The 20672-nt window shown below is 64.0% G+C and carries 15 protein-coding genes; 7 read left to right on the top strand and 8 right to left on the bottom strand.

The features are described 5' to 3' along the window. The first annotated feature begins 44 nt into the window (after positions 1 to 44). Positions 45 to 2207: a TonB-dependent siderophore receptor gene (locus AACH55_RS04035; RefSeq protein ID WP_338718137.1), complete on the top strand. Its 2163-nt coding sequence runs from the start codon at positions 45 to 47 to the stop codon at positions 2205 to 2207. Between the two features lie 23 nt (positions 2208 to 2230). Continuing rightward, the gene (locus AACH55_RS04030) at positions 2231 to 3403 is read left to right on the top strand and encodes a phosphotransferase (RefSeq protein ID WP_338718136.1); all 1173 of its coding nucleotides are present in this window, start codon (positions 2231 to 2233) and stop codon (positions 3401 to 3403) included. 94 nt (positions 3404 to 3497) lie between these two features. Here the strand turns inward: AACH55_RS04030 and AACH55_RS04025 are convergent, their stop codons facing one another. Beyond that, positions 3498 to 4040: a YaeQ family protein gene (locus AACH55_RS04025; RefSeq protein ID WP_338718135.1), complete on the bottom strand. Its 543-nt coding sequence runs from the start codon at positions 4038 to 4040 to the stop codon at positions 3498 to 3500. Positions 4041 to 4182: 142 nt separating this feature from the next. Between AACH55_RS04025 and AACH55_RS04020 the strand changes: the two genes are divergently transcribed. Both AACH55_RS04020 and AACH55_RS04015 read left to right on the top strand, forming a co-directional pair. Next, a complete protein-coding gene (locus tag AACH55_RS04020) occupies positions 4183 to 4782 on the top strand; it encodes a DUF1415 domain-containing protein (RefSeq protein ID WP_338718134.1) in 600 nt (199 codons plus the stop codon). A 338-nt stretch (positions 4783 to 5120) separates the two neighbouring features. After that, positions 5121 to 5471 (top strand): hypothetical protein, encoded by a 351-nt coding sequence (locus tag AACH55_RS04015; protein WP_338718133.1) that lies wholly within the window; start codon positions 5121 to 5123, stop codon positions 5469 to 5471. A gap of 159 nt (positions 5472 to 5630) precedes the next feature. Here AACH55_RS04015 and cysM read toward each other — a convergent pair whose 3' ends face one another. Continuing rightward, entirely contained in the window at positions 5631 to 6533 is a 903-nt protein-coding gene (cysM, locus tag AACH55_RS04010) for a cysteine synthase CysM (protein WP_088754772.1), read from the bottom strand. Between the two features lie 255 nt (positions 6534 to 6788). Between cysM and AACH55_RS04005 the strand changes: the two genes are divergently transcribed. Beyond that, a complete protein-coding gene (locus AACH55_RS04005; RefSeq protein ID WP_338718131.1) occupies positions 6789 to 8441 on the top strand; it encodes an isovaleryl-CoA dehydrogenase in 1653 nt (550 codons plus the stop codon). 10 nt (positions 8442 to 8451) lie between these two features. Here AACH55_RS04005 and AACH55_RS04000 read toward each other — a convergent pair whose 3' ends face one another. The 3 genes from AACH55_RS04000 to AACH55_RS03990 form a co-directional block, all read right to left on the bottom strand. Further along, positions 8452 to 10308 (bottom strand): hypothetical protein, encoded by a 1857-nt coding sequence (locus AACH55_RS04000; protein ID WP_338718130.1) that lies wholly within the window; start codon positions 10306 to 10308, stop codon positions 8452 to 8454. Between the two features lie 108 nt (positions 10309 to 10416). Beyond that, complete coding sequence (locus AACH55_RS03995; RefSeq protein WP_338718129.1) at positions 10417 to 11001, bottom strand: carboxymuconolactone decarboxylase family protein; 585 nt, start codon at positions 10999 to 11001, stop codon at positions 10417 to 10419. Between the two features lie 85 nt (positions 11002 to 11086). Then, on the bottom strand, positions 11087 to 11908 hold the full coding sequence (locus tag AACH55_RS03990; RefSeq protein ID WP_338718128.1) for a helix-turn-helix transcriptional regulator: 822 nt from the start codon (positions 11906 to 11908) through the stop codon (positions 11087 to 11089). 88 nt (positions 11909 to 11996) lie between these two features. On the opposite strand from AACH55_RS03990, the gene AACH55_RS03985 reads away from it, so the two are divergent. Further along, complete coding sequence (locus tag AACH55_RS03985) at positions 11997 to 13256, top strand: MFS transporter (protein WP_338718127.1); 1260 nt, start codon at positions 11997 to 11999, stop codon at positions 13254 to 13256. Positions 13257 to 13396: 140 nt separating this feature from the next. Here AACH55_RS03985 and AACH55_RS03980 read toward each other — a convergent pair whose 3' ends face one another. Next, positions 13397 to 15217, bottom strand: a complete 1821-nt coding sequence (locus AACH55_RS03980) for a methyl-accepting chemotaxis protein (RefSeq protein WP_338718126.1) — start codon at positions 15215 to 15217, stop codon at positions 13397 to 13399. Positions 15218 to 15825: 608 nt separating this feature from the next. Between AACH55_RS03980 and AACH55_RS03975 the strand changes: the two genes are divergently transcribed. Next, positions 15826 to 17058: an HD-GYP domain-containing protein gene (locus tag AACH55_RS03975; RefSeq protein ID WP_338718125.1), complete on the top strand. Its 1233-nt coding sequence runs from the start codon at positions 15826 to 15828 to the stop codon at positions 17056 to 17058. Between the two features lie 30 nt (positions 17059 to 17088). On the opposite strand, the gene glpK is transcribed toward AACH55_RS03975, so the two are convergent. Next, complete coding sequence (glpK, locus tag AACH55_RS03970) at positions 17089 to 18570, bottom strand: glycerol kinase GlpK (protein WP_338718124.1); 1482 nt, start codon at positions 18568 to 18570, stop codon at positions 17089 to 17091. A gap of 165 nt (positions 18571 to 18735) precedes the next feature. Further along, on the bottom strand, positions 18736 to 20484 hold the full coding sequence (locus tag AACH55_RS03965; protein WP_338718123.1) for an ABC transporter substrate-binding protein: 1749 nt from the start codon (positions 20482 to 20484) through the stop codon (positions 18736 to 18738). Positions 20485 to 20672: the final 188 nt, after the last annotated feature.

Below are 20672 nucleotides of genomic sequence, written 5' to 3'. Positions count from 1 at the left end.
TGCCCGGCGTGCTCCCGCTTGCCCTCTTCCACGATCAGAACACGATGAAACGCATTGCACCCCTGGCCTCCACGCTCATGCTGACGCTGGCCGGCACCTCGCTTGGCCTCTCGGCCGCCCGTGCTGCCGACAGCGCCGACGACAAGGGCGAGTCCCTGCCCACCGTCAACGTCACCGCCAGCGGCAGCAAGGACGCCAGCCATGCGCGCTCGGCCTCGGTGGCCGGCTTCGAGGACGCGCCGCTGCTCGATACCCCGGCCTCGGTGGCGGTCGTCACCGCGGCGCAGATGCGCGACCAGCAATCGCGCCTGCTCTCGGATGTGGTCAAGAACGACGCCTCCATCAACGAGAACTATGCCCCCGTCGGCTATTACGAAAACTTCGCCATTCGCGGCATCACGCTGGACCCGGCCAGCGCCTATCGCATCGATGGACTGACCGTCGTCGGCGAGCAGACCGTGGCGCTGGAGAACAAGGAGCGCGTCGAATTTCTCAAGGGCGTGGCCGGTCTGCAGGCCGGCGTGAGCAGCGCCGGCGGCATCGTCAACTATGTGACCAAGCGCCCGGCCAACGTGCGTTCGCTCACGCTGGGCACGGATTCGAACGGCTCGCGCTACCTGGCCACCGACCTCGGTGCCATCTTCGGTGAGCAAAAGCAGTTCGGCCTGCGCATCAATGCCGCGCATGAAGACATCCATTCCTACGTCAACAATGGCGATGGCTGGCGCGACTTCGCCTCGCTGTCGGCGACCTGGGCGCTGTCGTCCAAGACGCTGGTGCAGTTCGATACCGAATACCAGCAGAAGGCGCAGCACTCGGTGGCCGGCTATCAGTTGCTGGGCGGGACCACGCTGCCCTCTGGCGTGTCGCCCACCACCATGCTGACGCCGCAATCGTGGGCGCAGCCGGTGCGGGACAGCTCGCTGAACTATCGCCTGCGGGTGGATACCGAAGTCAATGCGAACTGGCGTGCTTATGTGCAGGCCGGGCGCAGCCGCGCCGTCATCGATGATTATCTGGCCTTCCCCTATGGCAGCGGTGGCGGGGCATCCTCCACCTTTGCCGCCAATGGCGACTTCGATGTCTATGACTATCGCGTGCCCGATGACGAGCGCCGCAACGACGAAGCGCAGGCGGTCATGACCGGCAAATTCGCCACCGGTTGGCTCCAGCATGAGCTGACGATGGGCGTGGCCATGTCGCGCCGGGTGGTGGACAAATCCGATGGCATCAGCGTGCTGGTGGGCAGCGGCAACATCTACACGGGCACGCCGGCACTCACACCTTCAGATGCGCCCATTCCACCAGCCTACCGCAACCTGGACAGTCGCCAGAAGGCGCTCTTCTTCAGCGACCGCCTGCAATTTTCGGAGCGCTGGCAAGCCATTGCCGGAGGACGTCAGGTGTGGCTGAACGAGCAGGCTTTCGGCGCCGATGGCAGCGTCACGCGCGCCACCTCGCGCAATCTCTTCCTGCCGCAACTGGCGTTGATCTTCAAGCCGGTGCAGAACGTCTCGCTCTACGGCAGCTATGCCGAAACCCTGACAATGGGCAGCTCGGCACCGTTCTGGGTCAGCAACTTCCCGACCACGTTGCCGCCGTCGGTCGCACGTCAACTGGAGGCCGGTGCCAAATATGAGGTGTCGCCCGATCTGGCGTTGAGCGCCGCCGTCTTCCGCATCCGCAAGGCCTACGAGTACCAGAAGCCGGACGACAGCGGCAGTTTCACCTACGTCCAGCAAGGCCGCCAGACCAACACCGGCCTCGAACTCGGCGCCAACGGCAGGCTCACCCCGCGCCTGGCCGTCGGTGCCAGCGTGACGGCCATCCGCGCGCGCGCCAGCGATACCGGCACGCCCGCCTATGATGGCCAGCAGGTAGTCAACGTGCCGCGCCTGCGCAGCAGCGTCTATGCCGACTATGCGTTGCCGGGGGTGGAAGGCGTCAACCTCATGGGCAGCTGGCTCTACAGCGGGCGCAAACCTGCCACGCGCGATGGCAGCGTGAGCCTGCCGGCGGTGCACGTGTTCAATGCCGGGCTGCGCTACAGGCTGCGCATCAACGGCCACACCGCCACCCTGCGCGCCAACGTCGACAACGTGTTCGACAAGCGTTACTGGAAGGATGCCGGCCAGTACCTGGGCGACAGCTATGTGCACCTCGGTGCGCCGCGTACGGCGCGACTGTCGCTGCAATATGATTTCTGATCTGCCGGTTTGCTGACGACTTCATGGACGCCGCTTCCCATCACCTCACCCGCGTCATCAGCCACGGCATGGGCGTGGAGCCGGTCATTTCCGACTGGCCCGCACTGACCTCGGCCGAAGTGGCCCGCGTGCTGCGCCACTATCCCGGCGTGGGCCAGCCGTTGCGGCTGGAATGGCACAGCCCGCGCCCGTTCTCGGCGGCCTGCGTGATGCAGACCGAGAGCGGGCCCATCATCGTCAAGCGCCATCACGCACGCGTGCGCGACGTCGCCGCACTGGCCGAGGAACACCGCTTCGTGGCGCATCTGCAGGCACGCGGCCTGCCGGTCATCAGCGCCCTGAGCACGGCCGATGGCGCCACGGCGCTGGCCGATGACTACTGGACCTATGAAGTCTTCCCGCTGGCGCCGGGCGTGGATCTGTATCGGGAAGCGATGTCGTGGACACCCTTCAGCAGCTGCACCCATGCCCGTTCAGCGGGACAGATGCTGGCGCGCCTGCATCAGGCCGCAGCCGGCTACGATGCCCCGGCACGCCCGGCGCGACCGCTGGTATCGAGCTTCACGATCTTCTCGCAGGAAGACCCGGTGCGGCCGCTGCAGTACTACATCGAACAGCGCCCGGCCATTGCCGAATATCTCGAAGGCCGTCCGTGGCGCGGCGAAGTGGCGCAGCACCTGCTGCCCTGGCATGCCGGGCTCAAGCCCTATCTGGATGAATTCACGCCACTGTGGACGCACAACGACTGGCATGCCTCCAACCTGCTGTGGACCGATGGCACGCGCGAAGCGCGCGTGCAGACGGTGCTCGATTTCGGCCTGTGCGACCGCACCTGCGCGCTGCATGACCTGGCCACCGCCATCGAGCGCAACATCGTCGAATGGCTGGCCATTGCGCAGCGGGACGTGCAGTTGGTCCATCTGGACCTGCTCGATGCGATGCTCGATGGCTATGCCGCGCAGCAGCCGCTGAATGCGCGCCAGATGCGCGCGCTGGCTGCACTGCTGCCGCTGGTGCATGCCGAATTCGCGCTGGCGGAACTGGACTATTTCCACGGCGTCACGCAGTCGCCGCAGAATGCTTCGCTGGCCTATGACACCTATTTCCTGGGGCATGCCGACTGGTTCCATTCCAGTGAAGGGCAGCGGCTGCTGGGGCATCTGGAAGGGCGGGCGCAGGCGCTGGAGAAAAACTAAGTTTTTGCTTCCTGGATTTTAAGAAAACGCGTCTGAAAAACTAAGTTTTCCAGACGCGTTGCACTACCCGCATTGACCCGCCTGATGCACGGACTCAGGCAACATCCTTGATCGTTTCCGGCTCGATCAACACCATGTTTTCATTGGCGCCCAGCCAGATCTGCCCGTCCTGGATGGTGCATTGCAGCTGCATGGTGCGCTCGGCCAGCGCGGCCAGGGCCTGGCTGGCCTCGGCCGGGATATTGATGACCTTGAGGTTCTTGGCGCGGTCCACGCGGCTGCCGGTCTGGTTCCACCAGATGTTGGAGGTGCTGCTGTAGCTGTAGACCAGCACCTGTTCAGCGCGGCCGCAGGCCTTGAGGATGGCGCGGTCGTCCGGCTGGCCGACTTCGATCCACAGGTCGATGGCCCCGGTCAGGTCTTTCTGCCACAGGTCGGGCTCATCGGTGTCCGACAAGCCCTTGCCGAAGGCCAGCGCCTCGCTGGCGTTGAGGGCGAAGGCAAGCACGCGGATCATCATGCGCTCGTCGGTCTCGGACGGATGGCGGGCGATGGTCAGTGCATGCTGTTGGTAGTAATGCCGATCCATGTCGGAAATCTGCAGGTCGGCCTTGAAGATGGTGGATTTGAGCGCCATGGGAATCTGTTCGTGCAAGGAAAGGGCAGCCGCGCAATACCGCAATACCGGCCGCGCCGCCAAAGGTTGGCAAGCATAGCCGATCTGGCGCGGCAGCGGGCAATTGTGACCAGGCGCCGGTGGTGCGTGCGACAATGCCGGTATGAGTACTTCTTCACCTTCTCCCGCATCCTCCCTGCCCTCTCCCGCTGACGCCGAGGTCGTGGCGCTCACGCGCGCCTGGCTGGAACAGGCCGTGATCGGCCTGAATCTCTGTCCTTTTGCCAAGTCGGTCCATGTGAAGGATCAGGTCCGCTACCACGTCAGCCGGCAGCAGGATTGGAACAATCTTTCAGTTGATCTGGAACAAGAACTGAGCTTTTTGGCAAAAGCCGACCCGGAGCAGGTCGACACCACCCTCTTCATCATCCCGCTCGCATTAGGCGATTTTCTCGAATACAACGATTTCCTGGACTGGGCCGACCGCTTGCTGGAAAGAATGGAGCTGGACGGGGTGTTGCAGATTGCCAGCTTCCACCCGGATTATCAATTTGCCGATGCCGAGCCCGGCGATATTGAGAATTACAGCAATCGCTCGCCTTTTCCCATCCTCCATCTGTTGCGAGAAAGCAGCATCGACCGGGCCGTCGCCACCTACCCCGATGCGGCCGCCATCTTTGAAAAAAACATGGCTACCATGCGCAATCTGGGGCTAAGCGGCTGGAATATGCTGCCATTTGTCGTATCAAAAGAACAACGCTAGCAAATGCACAAAAAATCCTGTTAATATCTGTTACAAATTTGAAAATGAGTTTCTGCAACTATTGAGAAATAGAATTTTCTGACTGCATGAAAAATGTGCAATTATTTCTATATAGACATAGAATTATTGTTGCGCTGCTTCAAGCGCATTAGGTCAGAGAACAGAGAACTTGATAAGAAGTATTGTTTTGAAGCCGTTCTTTGATAGGGCTTTCGGTATCTTGCAGAAAAAGGCAACGCCTTCGCGGATAACGTCAGTCGCGTTTTGCAGTTTTACAAACAATTAATGCATAGGCGCAAAGCCTTCCACAAACATCTGCATAATGGAACGTCCCGATCATGACTACCCACGATACTGCTGAATCCAACTCGATTACCGATCAAGTCAACTACGATCCCAACCATCTGCTCGATGCGCTGATCGAAAAGCTGCATCTGAAGAATGATGCCGCCCTCTCGCGTGCGCTGGAAGTGGCACCGCCGGTGATCAGCAAGATCCGTCACCGCCGCCTGCCGGTCGGTGCATCGCTGCTGATCCGCATGCACGAGGTGAGCGAACTGTCGATCCGCGAACTGCGCGAACTGATGGGCGACCGCCGCGAAAAATTCCGCATCAGCGACAAGCAGTTCAAACCCAAGCCAGGTGCAGCCCCGGGCGCACCGGCACCGACTGGCGGCACGACGGAGTAATCCGCAGCCGGCCGCGTGCCAGCGCTGCAGTCGTCGTGGTGGCTGGCATCGGACGGTTTACTTAGTTTTTGGGTGATAAAAACTAAGTCTTCGCGCAGCCTGGTCATATAAAAAAACGGAGCCATCGGCTCCGTTTTTCATTGCACGCCGCTGATCGCCTCAGGCCGGGAACACGCCCGTAGACAGATAGCGGTCACCCCGGTCGCAGACGATGAAGACGATGGTCGCATTCTCCAGCTGATGCGACAGGCGCACCGCCACCTCACAGGCGCCCGCTGCCGAGATGCCGCAGAACAGGCCTTCGGTCACGGCCAGCTTGCGGGCCATGTTTTCGGCATCGGCCTGGCTGACCGACTCCACCTGGTCCACGCGGGAGCGGTCGAAGATCTTGGGCAGGTAGGCTTCCGGCCACTTGCGGATGCCGGGAATGGAAGAGCCCTCTTCCGGCTGCGCACCGACGATCTGCACCTGGGCATTCTGCTCCTTGAGATATTGCGACACGCCCATGATGGTGCCGGTGGTGCCCATGGCGCTGACGAAGTGCGTGATGCTGCCCTTGGTATCGCGCCAGATCTCGGGGCCGGTGGTCTCGTAGTGGGCCAGCGGATTGTCGGGATTGGCGAACTGGTCGAGGATCAGGCCTTCGCCATTCTTCTGCATCTGCTCGGCCAGGTCGCGCGCGTATTCCATGCCGCCGCTCTTGGGCGTGAGCACGATCTTCGCGCCATAGGCAGCCATGCTCTGGCGACGTTCTTCGGAAAGATTTTCCGGCATCAGCAGGACCATCTTGTAACCGCGCATGGCCGCCACCATCGCCAGGGCGATGCCGGTATTGCCGCTGGTGGCTTCGATGAGGGTATCGCCCGGCTTGATCTGGCCGCGTGCCTCGGCACGGGTAATCATGGAATAGGCCGCACGGTCCTTGACGGAGCCGGCCGGATTGTTGCCCTCCAGCTTGCCGAGGATGAGGTTGTTGCGCCGCTTGGCTTCTTCGCCGCCAATGCGCGGCAACTGGATCAGCGGGGTGTTGCCGATGGTGGATTCGATGGTCGGATAAGACATCTGCTTGGCTTCCTTGCGCAGCCGTGCCGGGGCACGGGGCGATCTTTGGTCGAAAGGGGCATTCTAATATGACTGCTGCGCATCTGTTGGCAGGCCGACCTAACAAGATGCTTATAACGATATAGCCAAATCATTTAAAGCAATCTTGCCCTGTCCCTCCAGCAGCGATGCCCTACACTGTACCAGGCACGGCCCCCACTAAAACTCCAACAGGGCGTACTCATCGGCAAGCGGCTGCGCAACCATGGAGACGACATGCACACCCACGACATCACCAACCAGGTCCCCGACCTGTGCGACTACAACCTCTACCACAGCGACCTTGCCCTGACCGAGGCAGTGCAGCGCGAAGGCGCACACTGGCACGACAGCCCGCTCGCCAGCCAGGGCGAACTGCTGGGCAAGGCCGAGATGAGCGAACTGGCGATGCTGGCCAATACCCATGCACCGGTGCTGCACACGCATGACCGCACCGGCCATCGCATTGATGTCGTCGAGTTCCACCCGGCCTGGCATACGTTGCTCGAACAGTTGCGCCGCGCCGGGCTGCACGCGCTGCCGTGGATGCAGCCGGGCGACGGCGCACACGCTGCGCGGGCTGCCGGCTATTTCCTGCATGCCCAGGTGGAGGCCGGCTCGCTCTGCCCGACCACCATGACCTTCGCCGCCATTCCGGTATTGCAGCAGGAACCGGCGCTGTTCGAACAACTGCGCAGCCGTCTCTATTCGCGCGAGCACGACGGGCGCGACCTGCCGATGACGCAGAAGCGCTCCATCCTGATCGGCATGGGCATGACCGAGAAACAGGGCGGCTCGGATGTGCGCAGCAATGCCTCCATTGCCATGCCGGCCGATCCCCTCAATGAAGGGCGCGGCAAGGCTTATCTGCTGTCCGGTCACAAGTGGTTCTTCTCGGCGCCGATGTGCGATGCGCACCTGATGCTGGCGCGTACCGAGAATGGCCTGTCCTGTTTCTTCGTGCCGCGCTGGCTGCCCGATGGCACGCGCAATCCGGTGCTGATACAGCGGCTCAAGGACAAGCTCGGCAACCGCTCCAACAGCAGCAGCGAGGTGGAGTTCGAAGAAGCCATGGGCATCATGGTCGGCGAGGACGGACGCGGCATTCCCACCATCATCGAGATGGCCAACCACACGCGCCTGGATTGCGTCATCGGCAGTGCCGCGCTGATGCGCCAGGCGCTGGTGCAAGCCATCCACCACGCGCGCCACCGCAGCGCCTTCGGCCGCCTGCTGGCCGAGCAGCCCATCATGCGCGCCGTGCTGGCCGACCTGGCATTGGAGAGCGAGGCCGCCACCATGCTCATGCTGCGCCTGGCACATGCCTTCGACGCCCCCGATGATCCGCTGCAGCGCGCCTGGAAACGCATCGTCACGCCCGCCGCCAAATTCTGGATCTGCAAGCGTGCACTCGAATTCACCGGCGAATGCATGGAAGTCTGGGGCGGCAACGGCTATGTGGAAACCGGTCCGATGGCGCGGCTTTATCGGGAAGCGCCGGTCAATTCGATCTGGGAAGGCTCAGGCAACGTGATGTGCCTGGACGTGCTGCGCGCGATGAGCCGCGAGACCGAGGGCTTTGCACAGTTGCTGCTGGAACTGGATGACGCCGCCACCGCGCATCCCGCACTGGCGCTGCGGGTACGCGCGCTCAAGCAGATGCTCGCAGCGCCCGAGCACGAGCGCGAAGCCTGTGCCCGCCGCCTGGTGCAGCAACTGGTGCTGGCCCTGCAAGCCATGCTGATGCTGCGCCACGCACCGCAAGGCTCGGCCGACGCCTTCCTCGCCAGCCGCAGCGACTGCGATGGCGGCCGCGTCTACGGCACCCTCGATGGCACCAGCCTTGCCGCGCAGCAAGCGATTCTGCAGCGTGCCTGGCCTCAGCGCTGAGCAGCCGCTGTCACCCAGGCAAGGACGGCATGAGCGGACTGCGCTCGGCCCAGGCCACGAAGAGCTTGCCACGGCGTGCCCGCACACGGCGCTTCTTCATGGCCGCATAGACCAGTTCGGAAAGCGTGCGCTGCTCGGCCGGGCTCATGGTCAACGACAGGCGATACATGCGCAGCAGCATCAGCGCATTGTTCATGAAGGCATTGTCGGCCGCATCGCTGCGCGCCAGCGCGGCCATCTGCGCTGCAAGGGTCAGCGTCTGCGCCCCTTCGGCAGCGGCTTGCGATGGCGGGCGCAGCAGTGGCGGCTCTTGCAGGGCGATGCGTTCCAGTGTCATGCGGTAGGAAGCCTCGACCTCGCTGGCCTCACCGACGGACTCTCCCACGCTCACACCGGCCAGACCGGCCAGCAATTTTTCCAGCGCGCTGAAACTGACGGCGTGGCCGCTCAGCTCACCATCGCGCCAGCCCGCGCCGGCAGGGTCCAGCAGCCAGGCCAGGAAGCCATGATCGAAATGCGTCATGCTGGCCGCGCGACTGGTCAGCAGACGCCGCGCGATCACGGCCTCTTCGCTGCTCATGCGCGCGGCGTGGGACAGCACTGCATCCACCGCCTGCGTGCCAGCCGCCGCCACTTTCGCATCGCTCTGACCGGCGGCCCGCAGGCTGGCCGCACCGGCACGGGCGCGGCGATAGGCGGCCAGGTCATGGGCCAGCGCATCGACGTCTTCCAGCGCCATCTCATGCAGTTGCGCATAGGCATAGGCCTCGGCCAGCAGGCGGCGGTCGCCGAAGGCGAGGAAGTCACGCGGACTCGCACCGGCGGCCGCACGGCGCAGCGGCACGGGCTCGTCCTCCCGACGCGTCACCCCGAAGACCCGTTGCAGCAACACCAGATAAGCGCTGTCCTGGGCCGCGCGGGCGCTGTTGTTGACCTGGACCAGATCGGCCAGACGCGGCGCATCGGCAATGAGCTGAGCCAGTGAGGGTTCCAGGCGCGGCAGCATCAGTCCGCGAATCACGCCACCGGCTAAGGCCAGCGGGCCCAGCGGCAGCACCAGGGTTTCCAGCATGCGCGCCAGATCGGCCTGCTGCTGCGGCGGCAAGCTGCCCGGCGCGGACGGTGACTGCCACTGATAAAGGTCGAGGTACTGCTGCAGCAGTTGCGCGTAGTTGTCCGGATACGCGGTCTGCTCCAATGCAGACAAGCTGGTATAGAACACCAGCGCCGCCGTGATGACGGGCTTCCAGTCACCACTCTCCAGCGCGCGCCGGAACACCGGCGCCCAGAACTTCTGGTCCAGTTCGGTGCGCTGGTTGGCGGCTGCATAGCGTTCATTGACGGTATAGGCGCCGCTCTCGTCATAGACGATGGCCGAAAGCTCGGCGCGCGTCTTGTCTGCAAACGGATTGTCCGCACGTCCATACAAGGACTCGGTGGCCTGGCGTGCCTGGCGCAGCCGCTGGGGGTCGTCCGAAGGCGGCAGCTCGGCATCGACGGCCGCAATGGCGTCGGCGCCCCGGCGTGCGGCCACCAGGCGGGCTTCGATGGCGAAGAGGGTGTTGCGCGTGATGGGAGTGGCGGCATCGAGGAGCGTCCTGGTGACCGCTTGCACGCCGGGAGCCTGAGCCGCTTCGGTGGAATCGACGGCCGCCGCCGTGACATGATCGACCGCACTGGCCAGCGCCGCCATCAGCTTGCCCTGTGCCGACAACGAGAGGGTCACGCCTTCTTCGGGCAAGGCAGCCACTTCGGGTAGGGATGCAGTCGTCGGCGCAGAGGCTGCGTCATTGCGCGGCAGGTTTTGCTGGGCCAGTTGCGTGAGCGCGTCGCGCGCCGAGATGGCCAGATCGGTTTCCATTGCCATGTTCACTCTCCTGATGCGGAGTTCTCATGACCTGGTTACGGTAAAAGATCGACAATCTTTACACTTGCAAACCGGCATCATCCAGGCGGGACGCGGCGTCTCGACGCATCATGCGGACCGTACCGGCGGCTCCGCGAAGGGCAGTTGGTCCTCGCCCTGCCCTTCGGCGCGCATGCCGAAGGTGTTGAGGGTCATGGCCACCAGCGCGTAATAACCCAGCAGGCCGACCAGGTTCACCACCACCTGCAGACCGAACATCTCGCAGGCTTGCGCATAGGTGGCATCGGTGACCCGCTTGTCGCGGTACAGCTCGGTGGTGAAACGCCAGATCAGCGCTTCATCCTCGGCCACGAAACGGGGCGTCCGGCCCAGGCGAATCTGTTCGGCCAGCTCCGGCGCGATGCCGGCCTCGATGGCGATGGGCAGGTGGATGAACCACTCCGCTTGCGATTGCCAGCACGCCGCCGTGGTGAGGATGGCCAGCTCCGACAGGCGCAGCGGCAAGCCGGTATCGTAGCGGCAGAAAGCCCCCAGACGCTGGGCCAGCTCGCCCAGGGGCGGACTGTGGATCCAGGCCACGAAGGGGCCGTTGAGATTCTTGCGCGGGCCGGCCAGGATGGCATCGAGCATCGCGGTCTGGTCGGGACGCATCGCCTCGCGGGTGATGGCGGGCAGGCGCTGGGGGTGAACCATGCAGACTCCATTGAGAACGAACGAGTCCGCCAGTGTGCCTGCATTTGCCAGCATTTGCCTGCACTTGCTGGGCTGATCCGCGCAGCTATTGCGCCAGCGTGATGCGGCGCCGGTCCTGACGCGGCAAATAATGATTGGGCGTGGTGCGCAAGGCCTTGCGGAACATGTTGGAAAACGCGCTCTGGCTGCGGTAGCCCAGCGCCTGCGCCACCACGCCCACCGCATCGCCGCGTGCCAGACGCACCAGGGCTTCGCTCAGGTGCACCTGCTGCACCCAGTGGCGGAACTGCAAACCGGTTTCCTTGGGAAAGAGCCGGATCACCGTGCGCACGCTGGCCCCGCCCATGCCGGCCCAGTCGGCCAGCGAAAACTGCCGCCCCGGATCGGCCAGGATGGCTTCGCAGATCGCCTGCAGGCGGCGGTCGCGCGGCCACGGGATGGCCACCGGAATGGCTGGCGCACGGGCCAGTTCCGACAGGATCAGCTCGGCCACATGGCCGGCACGGCTGTGCGGCGCATAATCGCGCGGCTCGGCCAGCATGGCCAGGATCAGTTCGCGCAGCAGCACCGACACCTCCAGCAGACGACACTGCTCACCGATCTCGCGCCCGTGGGCCTGATCGATGTAGAGGGTGCGCATGCTGACCTTGCTGAGCATCAGAATTTCATGCTCCACCCAGGGCGGCAGCCACAGCGCCCGCTGCGGCGGCACCAGCCACACGCCTTGCGGGGTGCGCACCTGCATCACGCCCTCCACCGCATAGAGCAACTGGCCGCGGCGATGGGAGTGCGCCGTGAGCAGGTCGCGGCAGGACAGTTCACGGGCAAAGGCCACCACGCTGCTGGGCAGGTGCTGGAAGGTATCCACTTCGGCGCTGGGGCACACGGAGGTCAGGTTGGCACGCATGGCATTTAATCGCTAACAAGTGTCATCAGCATGAATAGGTGCCAATGATACGCTTCGAGTCCTCCTCCTGCTTGCCTGACCAGACACCATGACCAGTGCCACCGACTCCAACACCTCCAACGCCTCCGCGCCCTCCAGCGCTTCGGGCGCCTCCACCGCGGCCAATGCCTCTGCCGCCATCGCCGCCCAGCCGCTGGTGATGAGCATCATCCTGGCCTGCGGCGGCGCGCACCTGATCAACGACATGATCCAGGCGCTGCTGCCCTCGATCTACCCGATGCTCAAGAGCGGCTATGGCCTGACCTTCACCCAGGTCGGGCTGATCACGCTGACCTTCCAGGTCACCGCTTCGCTGCTGCAACCGTGGATCGGCATGTATACCGACCGCCATCCGCAGCCCTGGCTGCTGCCCACCGGTGCCGTGGCCACCCTGATGGGTATCGTGCTGCTGGCGCTGGCGGGCAGCTTCGGCGCCTTCCTGCTGGCGGCCGCCCTGATCGGCGTGGGCTCCTCCACCTTCCACCCGGAAGCCTCGCGCATCGCCCGCATGGCCTCGGGCGGACGCTTCGGCCTGGCGCAATCGACCTTCCAGGTGGGCGGCAACGCCGGCTCGGCCTTTGGGCCGCTGCTGGCTGCGGCCATCGTGGTGCCGTATGGCCAGGGCAACGTGGCCTGGTTCGTGCTGCTGTCAGCGCTGGCCATCGTAGTGCTCTCGCGGGTGTCGCGCTGGTATCGCGGCCACCTGGCGGCCAACAAGGGCCGGGGCAAACCCCGCGCCGCCCATACGCTGCCGCCGGCCACCGTGCGTCGCGCGCTGGTGGTGCTGGCGCTGCTGGTGTTCTCCAAGTACTTCTACATGGCCAGCTTCACCAGCTACTTCACCTTCTACCTGATCGAACGCTTCCAGATGTCGGTGGCTTCGTCCCAGCTGTACCTGTTCCTGTTCCTGGGTGCGGTGGCGGTGGGCACCTTCGTCGGCGGCCCGATCGGCGACCGCATCGGCCGCAAGCTGGTGATCTGGATCTCCATCCTGGGCGCCGCCCCCTTCGCCCTGCTGCTGCCGCATGCCAACCTGTTCTGGACGGCCATCCTGTCCGTGGTGATCGGGCTGGTCATCTCATCGGCCTTCTCCGCCATCGTGGTCTATGCGCAAGAGCTGGTGCCGGGCAAGGTCGGCATGATCGCCGGCGTGTTCTTCGGGCTGATGTTCGGCTTTGGCGGCATCGGTGCGGCCCTGCTGGGCCACCTGGCCGACCTGTATGGAATCGCCTGGGTCTATGGCCTGTGTGCCTTCCTGCCGCTGGCGGGGGTGCTGACGGTACTGCTGCCGGATGTCCGCGAGCGCTGAACTTCACTGATGAAGTCGACCGCATGAATGAAAAAACGCGCTGACCTGCACGCCAGCGCGTTTTTCTTCATATACCCGCCTGAGCGTGAATGCCCTGGCAGCCTACATACCGCCACCAGCGGCCCCCGGCCAGCAAGCCGTCATTGCCGCTCGGCATCCCGCAAGCGGAACAGCGCCACCACCTCGGCCAGCCGTGCCGCCTGCTCCTGCAATTGCTGTGCGCCGGCGGCGGCTTCTTCCACCAGTGCCGCGTTTTGCTGGGTGGCCTGGTCCATGTGCGCCACGGCGTCGTTGGTCTGCTGGATGCCCTGGCTTTGCTCGCGGCTGGCCGAGGTGATCTCGGCGACCACCTCGCTGACCTTGCGCACGCTCTCCACGACACTGCGGATGGTGCTGCCGGCCTGGCCGACGGTTTGCTCGCCGGCCCGCACCTGCTCCACCGAATCGCTGATCAAGACCTTGATTTCCTTGGCCGCCGTGGCCGAGCGCTGGGCCAGCGAACGCACCTCCGAGGCCACCACCGCGAAGCCGCGCCCCTGCTCGCCGGCGCGCGCCGCTTCCACCGCTGCATTGAGGGCCAGGATATTGGTCTGGAAGGCGATGCCATCGATCACGCTGATGATGTCCACGATCTTTTGCGAGGAGGCATTGATGGCGCTCATGGTCTGCACCACCTGCTCCACCATCGCGCCGCCCCGCCCGGCGATCTCGGAAGCCGATTGCGAGAGTGCATTGGCCTGCTGGGCGTTGTCGGCATTCTGGCGCACGCTGGAGGTCAGCTCCTCCATGGCGGCGGCGGTCTGCTCCAGCGAGCTGGCCTGGGATTCGGTGCGCTGCGACAGGTCCATGTTGCCGCTGGCGATATCGCGCGTGGCCGCGTGGATGGTGTGGCTGGCCTCGCGGATATCGAGCATGACGTGCTCCACCTTGTCCACGAAGCGGTTGAACGCGGCGCTGATGCGCCCCAGTTCATCGGTGCTGCCCTGGGTATCGAGACGGCGGGTGAGGTCGCCATCGCCATCGGCGATCTCCTCCAGGGCCCGCTGCACCACTGACAACCGGCGCAGCACGCGAGAAATCAGTGCGCCCAGCACCAGCGCCGCCAATATCGTCACCAGCACGGCCATCACGCCCGAGCTGGCCAGCATGGCGGTCAGCGAAGCCAGTGCATCGGCACGGTCCAGCGCCACTACCAGCAGCCAGTCGGTGCCGGCCACGCGGGCGGCATAGAGCATCTGCCGGCGCCCGTCCAGCGACAGTTCCTGATGGCCGCTGGCCGCCATGGCCGCCGCCAGCGATTGCGCACTGATGCCGGCATCGAGGTCGGACAAGGGTTTCAGGCGCAGCTTGTCATTCGGATGGGCGATGATCTTGCCGCCCAGGTCGACCAGGAAGGCATAGCTGTCGGGGGTCGGCTTGATGGCCACCACGTCGGCTACCACGCTGTCGAGCAGCACGTCGGCCGCCGCCACGGCGGTCACCTGACCATCCTTGGTGATGGCTTCGGCAAAGGTCACCAGCAGCTTGCCGGTACTGGCGCTGGTGTAAGGGGCCGTCAGTACCGGCCCCTTGCTGGAAGCGGCCAGCTGGTACCAGGGGCGCTTGGTCGGGTCGTAATCGGGCGCGCGGCTGCGCTGCTGCGAGAACACCGCGTGCTTGTCGGCATAGCCCACATAGGCCAGGTCGAAGCCGCCGGCAGTCTCGGCCGCCTTCACGAAGGGTAGCGGATCGGCCGCGTCGGCGGCCTGCTTGATGGACGTCACCACCAGCTTCCTGGCGTCGGCCCATTCGGCAATGGCCGAGGCGTGGCTCTGCGCCAGCTGGGCCATCTGCCCGTCCAGCGCGCTCATGGTGCGCGAGCGCGCCGTGAGGAAGTTGGTCAGCACGATGGCCAGCATGGCCAGCACGACAATGCCGGCACAGAGAGCGATGAGCCGGGTACGCAGGGAAGTCGATGTCATGATGTCCTGATCAGAAGAAACCGCGGATGGCCGCATGGCCCGGCACCGGCGCGCAGCGGCGCCGGCATCCGGGGGCAGGATGGGGTGTGGTCTGGCCCGGCTGACTCTCCCGGATATCCCCGTGGTCTTGATGCCATCCGGGTGTGCTCAAGCGTACCAGCGGGCGCTCCGGAATTTTACAAATTCATGCACTTCCCGCAAAAGAGGGATGAAGTGATGCGCGCATGCCACGTTACCCGCCGGAAAGTGCCGTCCCCTTTGCCTGCGGGGGCTGGTCCAAGCTTTTCTGCGCATTTAAGTCTGGCTTAATTTTCGGGGCCTACAGTGAGCACATCGGGACTCCTCTTCCCCTTGTCCGCTGCGACGACATCCAGCGGATCTTTCAGCCCGTCCATCCCCCGGACGGGCTTTTTTTCGTCTTGGCCCGTCGGTGAACACCGACAAACGCGCTTGTGGGTAAAATCACAACAAACAGAAGCTTTCACATATGCACATGCATATGAGATGATTAACGACCGGCAATCCCGCCCCGCGACCCTCGGCGCTCCACCGCCAGTGGCCCGGGATGCCAAGTCCCCCTCCCGGCTCGCCGGAAAGATGTACGAGAAATGTTGAAAAAAATTAAAACGGAGGACCTGGTCCTCGGTATGTATTTTTCCGGCTTTGAAGCAGCCTGGCTGGACCACCCGTTCTGGAAGAACAAGTTCCTGCTCAAGAGCGACAGCGAGCTCAGGCAGGCGCACGCCAGCGGCATCCCGTATTGCTGGATCGATACCGAACGCGGCCTGGACGTGGACGAAGCCGATGATGGCGGCGATGGCGGCGATGAACTGCCGGCGCAAGATGAGGCCAGCGTCGTCCCCGAATTACCTGACCTGCCTCCCGGCCCGGACATCGATACCACGCTGATGGACGCCGTGGCCCTGCGCGAGACTGCCAAGAAAGCCACCAAGGCCATGTTCAGCGAAGCCCGTCTGGGCAAGGCGCTGGACATGGAGCGCTGCGTCACGGTGGTGGAAGAGATTGCCGGCGCGGTGCTGCAAAGCCCCAACGGCACCCTCAGCGTGCTGCGCCTGAAGATGGCCGATGAATATACCTACCTGCACTCGGTGGCGGTCTGTGCCCTGATGGTGGCGCTGGGCCGCACCCTGGGACTGGACGAGAACGCCTGCCGCGAAGCCGGCCTGGGCGGCTTCCTGCACGATGTGGGCAAGGCCTTCCTGTCGCATGAATTGCTCAACAAGCCCGGCAAGCTGACCGACGAGGAATTTTCCCAGGTCAAGAAGCATCCCGAGCTGGGTTACAAATACCTGAGCCTGGACCCCAACGTGCCCGACTATGCGCGCGACGTCTGCCTGCACCACCACGAAAAGATGGATGGCAACGGCTATCCGGATGCGCTGCGCAGTGGCCAGATCAGCCTGTATGCGCGCATGGCCGCCATTTGCGACGTGTATGACGCGCTGACTTCGGACCGTCCCTACAAGCGCGCCTGGGATCCGGCCGAGGCCATTTCCAGCATGGCTTCCTGGAACGGCCACTTCGACCGCGCCATGTTCCTGGCCTTCGTCAAGACCCTGGGCATCTATCCGGTGGGCTCCATCGTCAAGCTGGAATCGGGCCGCACCGGCTTCGTGATCCGCCAGAATGCGCAAGACCTGACGCGCCCGGTGTTGAAGGTGTTCCGCTACAACGACAACATGGAAATGAGCGACACCGAGATCCTCGACCTCATGGCCACGCCCGAAGCCGACACCATCGTCGCGCGCGGCGGCGAGGAGTGGGCCCGTCTGAGCCACCTCGATACCATGCAGCTGCTCAGCACCGGCACCCCTGCCTGAGGTCCGGCGCCAGCTTGCGTCTGCGCCGGCTCAGCCAGCGCTGACCTGGCCAATCGCCGACTCCCACGCGTGGATGCGTTCCTGCGCCTGCTCGCGCGTGAAGTGCGGCTCGAAGGTACGCTCCATGCGCCATTGCGAGGACAACTCCGACAGATCGCGATAGACGCCCGTGGCCACGCCGGCCAGGTAGGCTGCGCCCAGCGCCGTGGTCTCGGTGACTTGCGGACGGATTACCGGAATGCCCAGCAGGTCGGCCTGGAATTGCAGCAACAGGTTGTTGGCCGCCGCGCCGCCATCCACGCGCAGTTCAGTAATGGGCGAGACCGCATCGCGCACCATCGCATTGAGCAAGGCCGTGCTCTGGAAGGCAATCGATTCCAGCGCGGCACGCGCGATGTGCGCCACCGTGCTGCCACGGCTCAGGCCAACGATGGCCCCCTTGGCCGCAGGGTTCCAGTACGGTGCGCCCAGCCCCGTGAAGGACGGCACGAACACCACCCCGCCTGAATCTTCCACCGTGCAGGCCAGGCCTTCGACGTCGGTGGAGGTCTTGATCGCCTTCAAGCCATCGCGCAGCCACTGCACCACGGCACCGCCGATGAAGACACTGCCTTCAAGCGCATATTGTTTGCGTTCATCGACCTGGCAGGCGGCCGTGCTGATGAGGCCGTTGTGCGAGGTCGCGCACTGGTCACCGGTATGCAGCAGCATGAAGCAGCCGGTGCCATAGGTATTCTTGGCCATGCCGGGACGCACGCAGGCCTGGCCGAACAGGGCCGACTGCTGGTCGCCGGCGATGCCGCCGATCTTCACCGCTGCGCCCAGGTGCTGTGCATCGATCTCGCCATAGATGTGCGCCGAGGCATGTACCTCGGGCAACATGCATGCAGGAATGCCCAGCCATTGCAGCAGCTCTTCATCCCAGGCACCGGTATGGATATTCCACAGCATGGTGCGCGAGGCATTGGAGACATCGCTCACATGCAGGCGACCACCGGTGAGGTTCCAGACCAGCCAGGAATCGACCGTGCCAAACAGCAGCTCGCCGCGCTCGGCACGCGCACGCAGGCCCTCGACGTTATCGAGGATCCAGCGCAGCTTGGTGCCGGAAAAATAAGGATCGAGCACCAGCCCGGTCTTCTTCTGGATGGCCTCGCCCAGGCCGCGTTCACGCAAGGAAGCGCACACCACTTCGGCGCGGCGGTCCTGCCAGACCACGGCGTTGTAGACCGGCTTGCCGGTGGCGCGCTCCCACACCACGGTGGTCTCGCGCTGGTTGGTGATGCCCAGGGCCGTCAGTTCTTCGGCCTTGATACCGCTTTGTGCCAGCACCTTCTGCGCGGTCTGCAACTGGCTGTGCCAGAGATCCAGGGGATCGTGCTCGACCCAGCCCGGCTGCGGGAATATCTGCGGGAATTCCTGCTGGGCGGTGGCGACGATGGCGCCGCTCTGGTCGAAGATGATGCTGCGCGAGCTGGAGGTACCCTGGTCGAGGGCGAGCAGATAAGCCATGACTGTTCCTTGCAGACGTACTGAAAAACTAAGGTTTGAAAACGGAAAGACTAAATTTTTACTACCGAAAAACTAACAAAAAAAACGTACACATAAAAACACGAAAACGCCATCCCGACACCGCCGGAATGGCGTCTTCTCAAGCATGATGCCAGTCAGTACGCATCAGCGTACGCGGCCATCCTTCCAGGCCTGCAACAGCTTGTCGTAGGGGATGGTCTCGCCCTTGGGCTTTTCATTGGCCAGCTTGGCCCACGGTGCGCCCTTGTCGGACAGCCAGGTGGCCGGGTCCTTCTTCGGGTTCAGCTTGGGTGCGCACTGCTTCATGCCGGCGCGCTGCAGGCGGGCCATGATACCGTCCATCTCTTCGGCCAGGTTGTCCATCGCACCTTGCGGAGTCTTCTCGCCGGAGATGGCCGAGGAGATGTTCTTCCACCACAGCTGGGCCATCTTCGGATAGTCAGGCACGTTGGTCCCGGTCGGGGTCCACGCCACCCGTGCCGGGCTGCGGTAGAACTCGATCAGGCCGCCGTACTTGGCGGCGTTCTTGGTGAAGTAGTCGGAACGGATATCGGAGTCACGAATGAAGGTCACGCCGACGATGGACTTCTTCAGCGAGACGGTCTTGGAGGTCGTGAACTGCGCATACAGCCAGGCGGCGGCCATCTGGTCCGGCGGGGTGCTCTTCAGGAAGGTCCACGAACCGACGTCCTGGTAGCCGTTCTGCATGCCATCCTTCCAGTACGGGCCATGCGGGCCGGGCGCCATGCGCCACTTGGGCGAGCCGTCGGCATTGACCACCGGCAGACCCTGCTTGGTCATGCTGGCGGTGAAGGCGCTGTACCAGAAGATCTGCTGCGCGATGTGGCCTTGCGAGGGCACCGGACCGGCCTCGGAGAAGGTCATGCCCAGCGCTTCAGGCGGGGCGTACTTCTTCATCCAGTCCAGATACTTGGTCAGGGCGTAGACCGCGGCCGGCGAGTTGGTGGCACCACCGCGCGAGACCGAAGCGCCCACCGGGGTGCACTTGTCGTCAGCCACGCGGATACCCCATTCATCGACCGGCAAGCCGTTGGGCAAGCCCTTGTCGGCGGCACCGGCCATGGACAGCCAGGCATCGGTGAAACGCCAGCCCAGCGAGGGGTCCTTCTTGCCGTAGTCCATGTGACCGTAGATCTTCTTGCCATCGAGTTCCTTCACGTCATTGGTGAAGAAGGCCGCGATGTCTTCGTAGGCCGACCAGTTCTGCGGCACGCCCAGTTCATAGCCGTACTTGGCCTTGAACTTGTCCTGCAGGTCCTTGCGCGCGAACCAGTCGGCGCGGAACCAGTACAGGTTGGCGAACTGCTGGTCGGGCAGCTGGTAGAGCTTGCCATCGGGCGCGGTGGTGAAGCTGGTGCCGATGAAGTCCTTCAGGTCCAGACCGGGGTTGGTGTATTCCTTGCCGGGACCGGCCATGTAATCGGTCAGCACCACGGTCTGGCCATTGCGGTAGTGGGTACCGATCAGGTCGGAGTCATTGACCCAGCCGTCATAGATGGACTTGCCCGATTGCAGCGAGGTCTGCATCTTTTCCACCACGTCGCCTTCCTGGATCACGTCGTGGATCACCTTGATGCCGGTGATTTCCTCGAAGGCCTTGGCCAGGGTCTTGGACTCGTAGGCGTGCGTATCCAGGGTCTCCGAGACCACGTGGATTTCCTTGACGCCCTTGGCCTTGAGCTTGGCGGCGGCGTCGATGAACCATTGCATCTCGCTGACCTGTTGCGGACGCGAGAGCGTGCTGGGCTGGAACTCCGAATCCACCCATTTTTCGGCGGCCTTGATGTCGGCCCAGGCATTACCGGCCACCCCGGCCATAGCCATGGCGGCGACCAGCACGGTCAGTTTGATTTTCCGCATGTTCTGCATCATGTCTCCTCGTCACCTTCCCCTGAATTGGCGTGCCGGGTAGGGAAGGAGAATCCCCGGACGTCCATTGTGATTACAGATCTGTTGCCTGCTGCCATCCACTGAAACTCAGTCGTACCACCATCACACACCGTTCGGACTGAGCAGGCCCGCCAGGGCCGTGTCGAAGGCGCTCATGCGCCTGTCGAAGG

The organism is Herbaspirillum sp. DW155 (genome assembly GCF_037076565.1).
GTDB lineage: Bacteria > Pseudomonadota > Gammaproteobacteria > Burkholderiales > Burkholderiaceae_D > Herbaspirillum.
The sequence above is the reverse complement of the archived record's forward strand: the minus strand, read 5'-3'. Positions and strand labels throughout refer to the sequence as shown.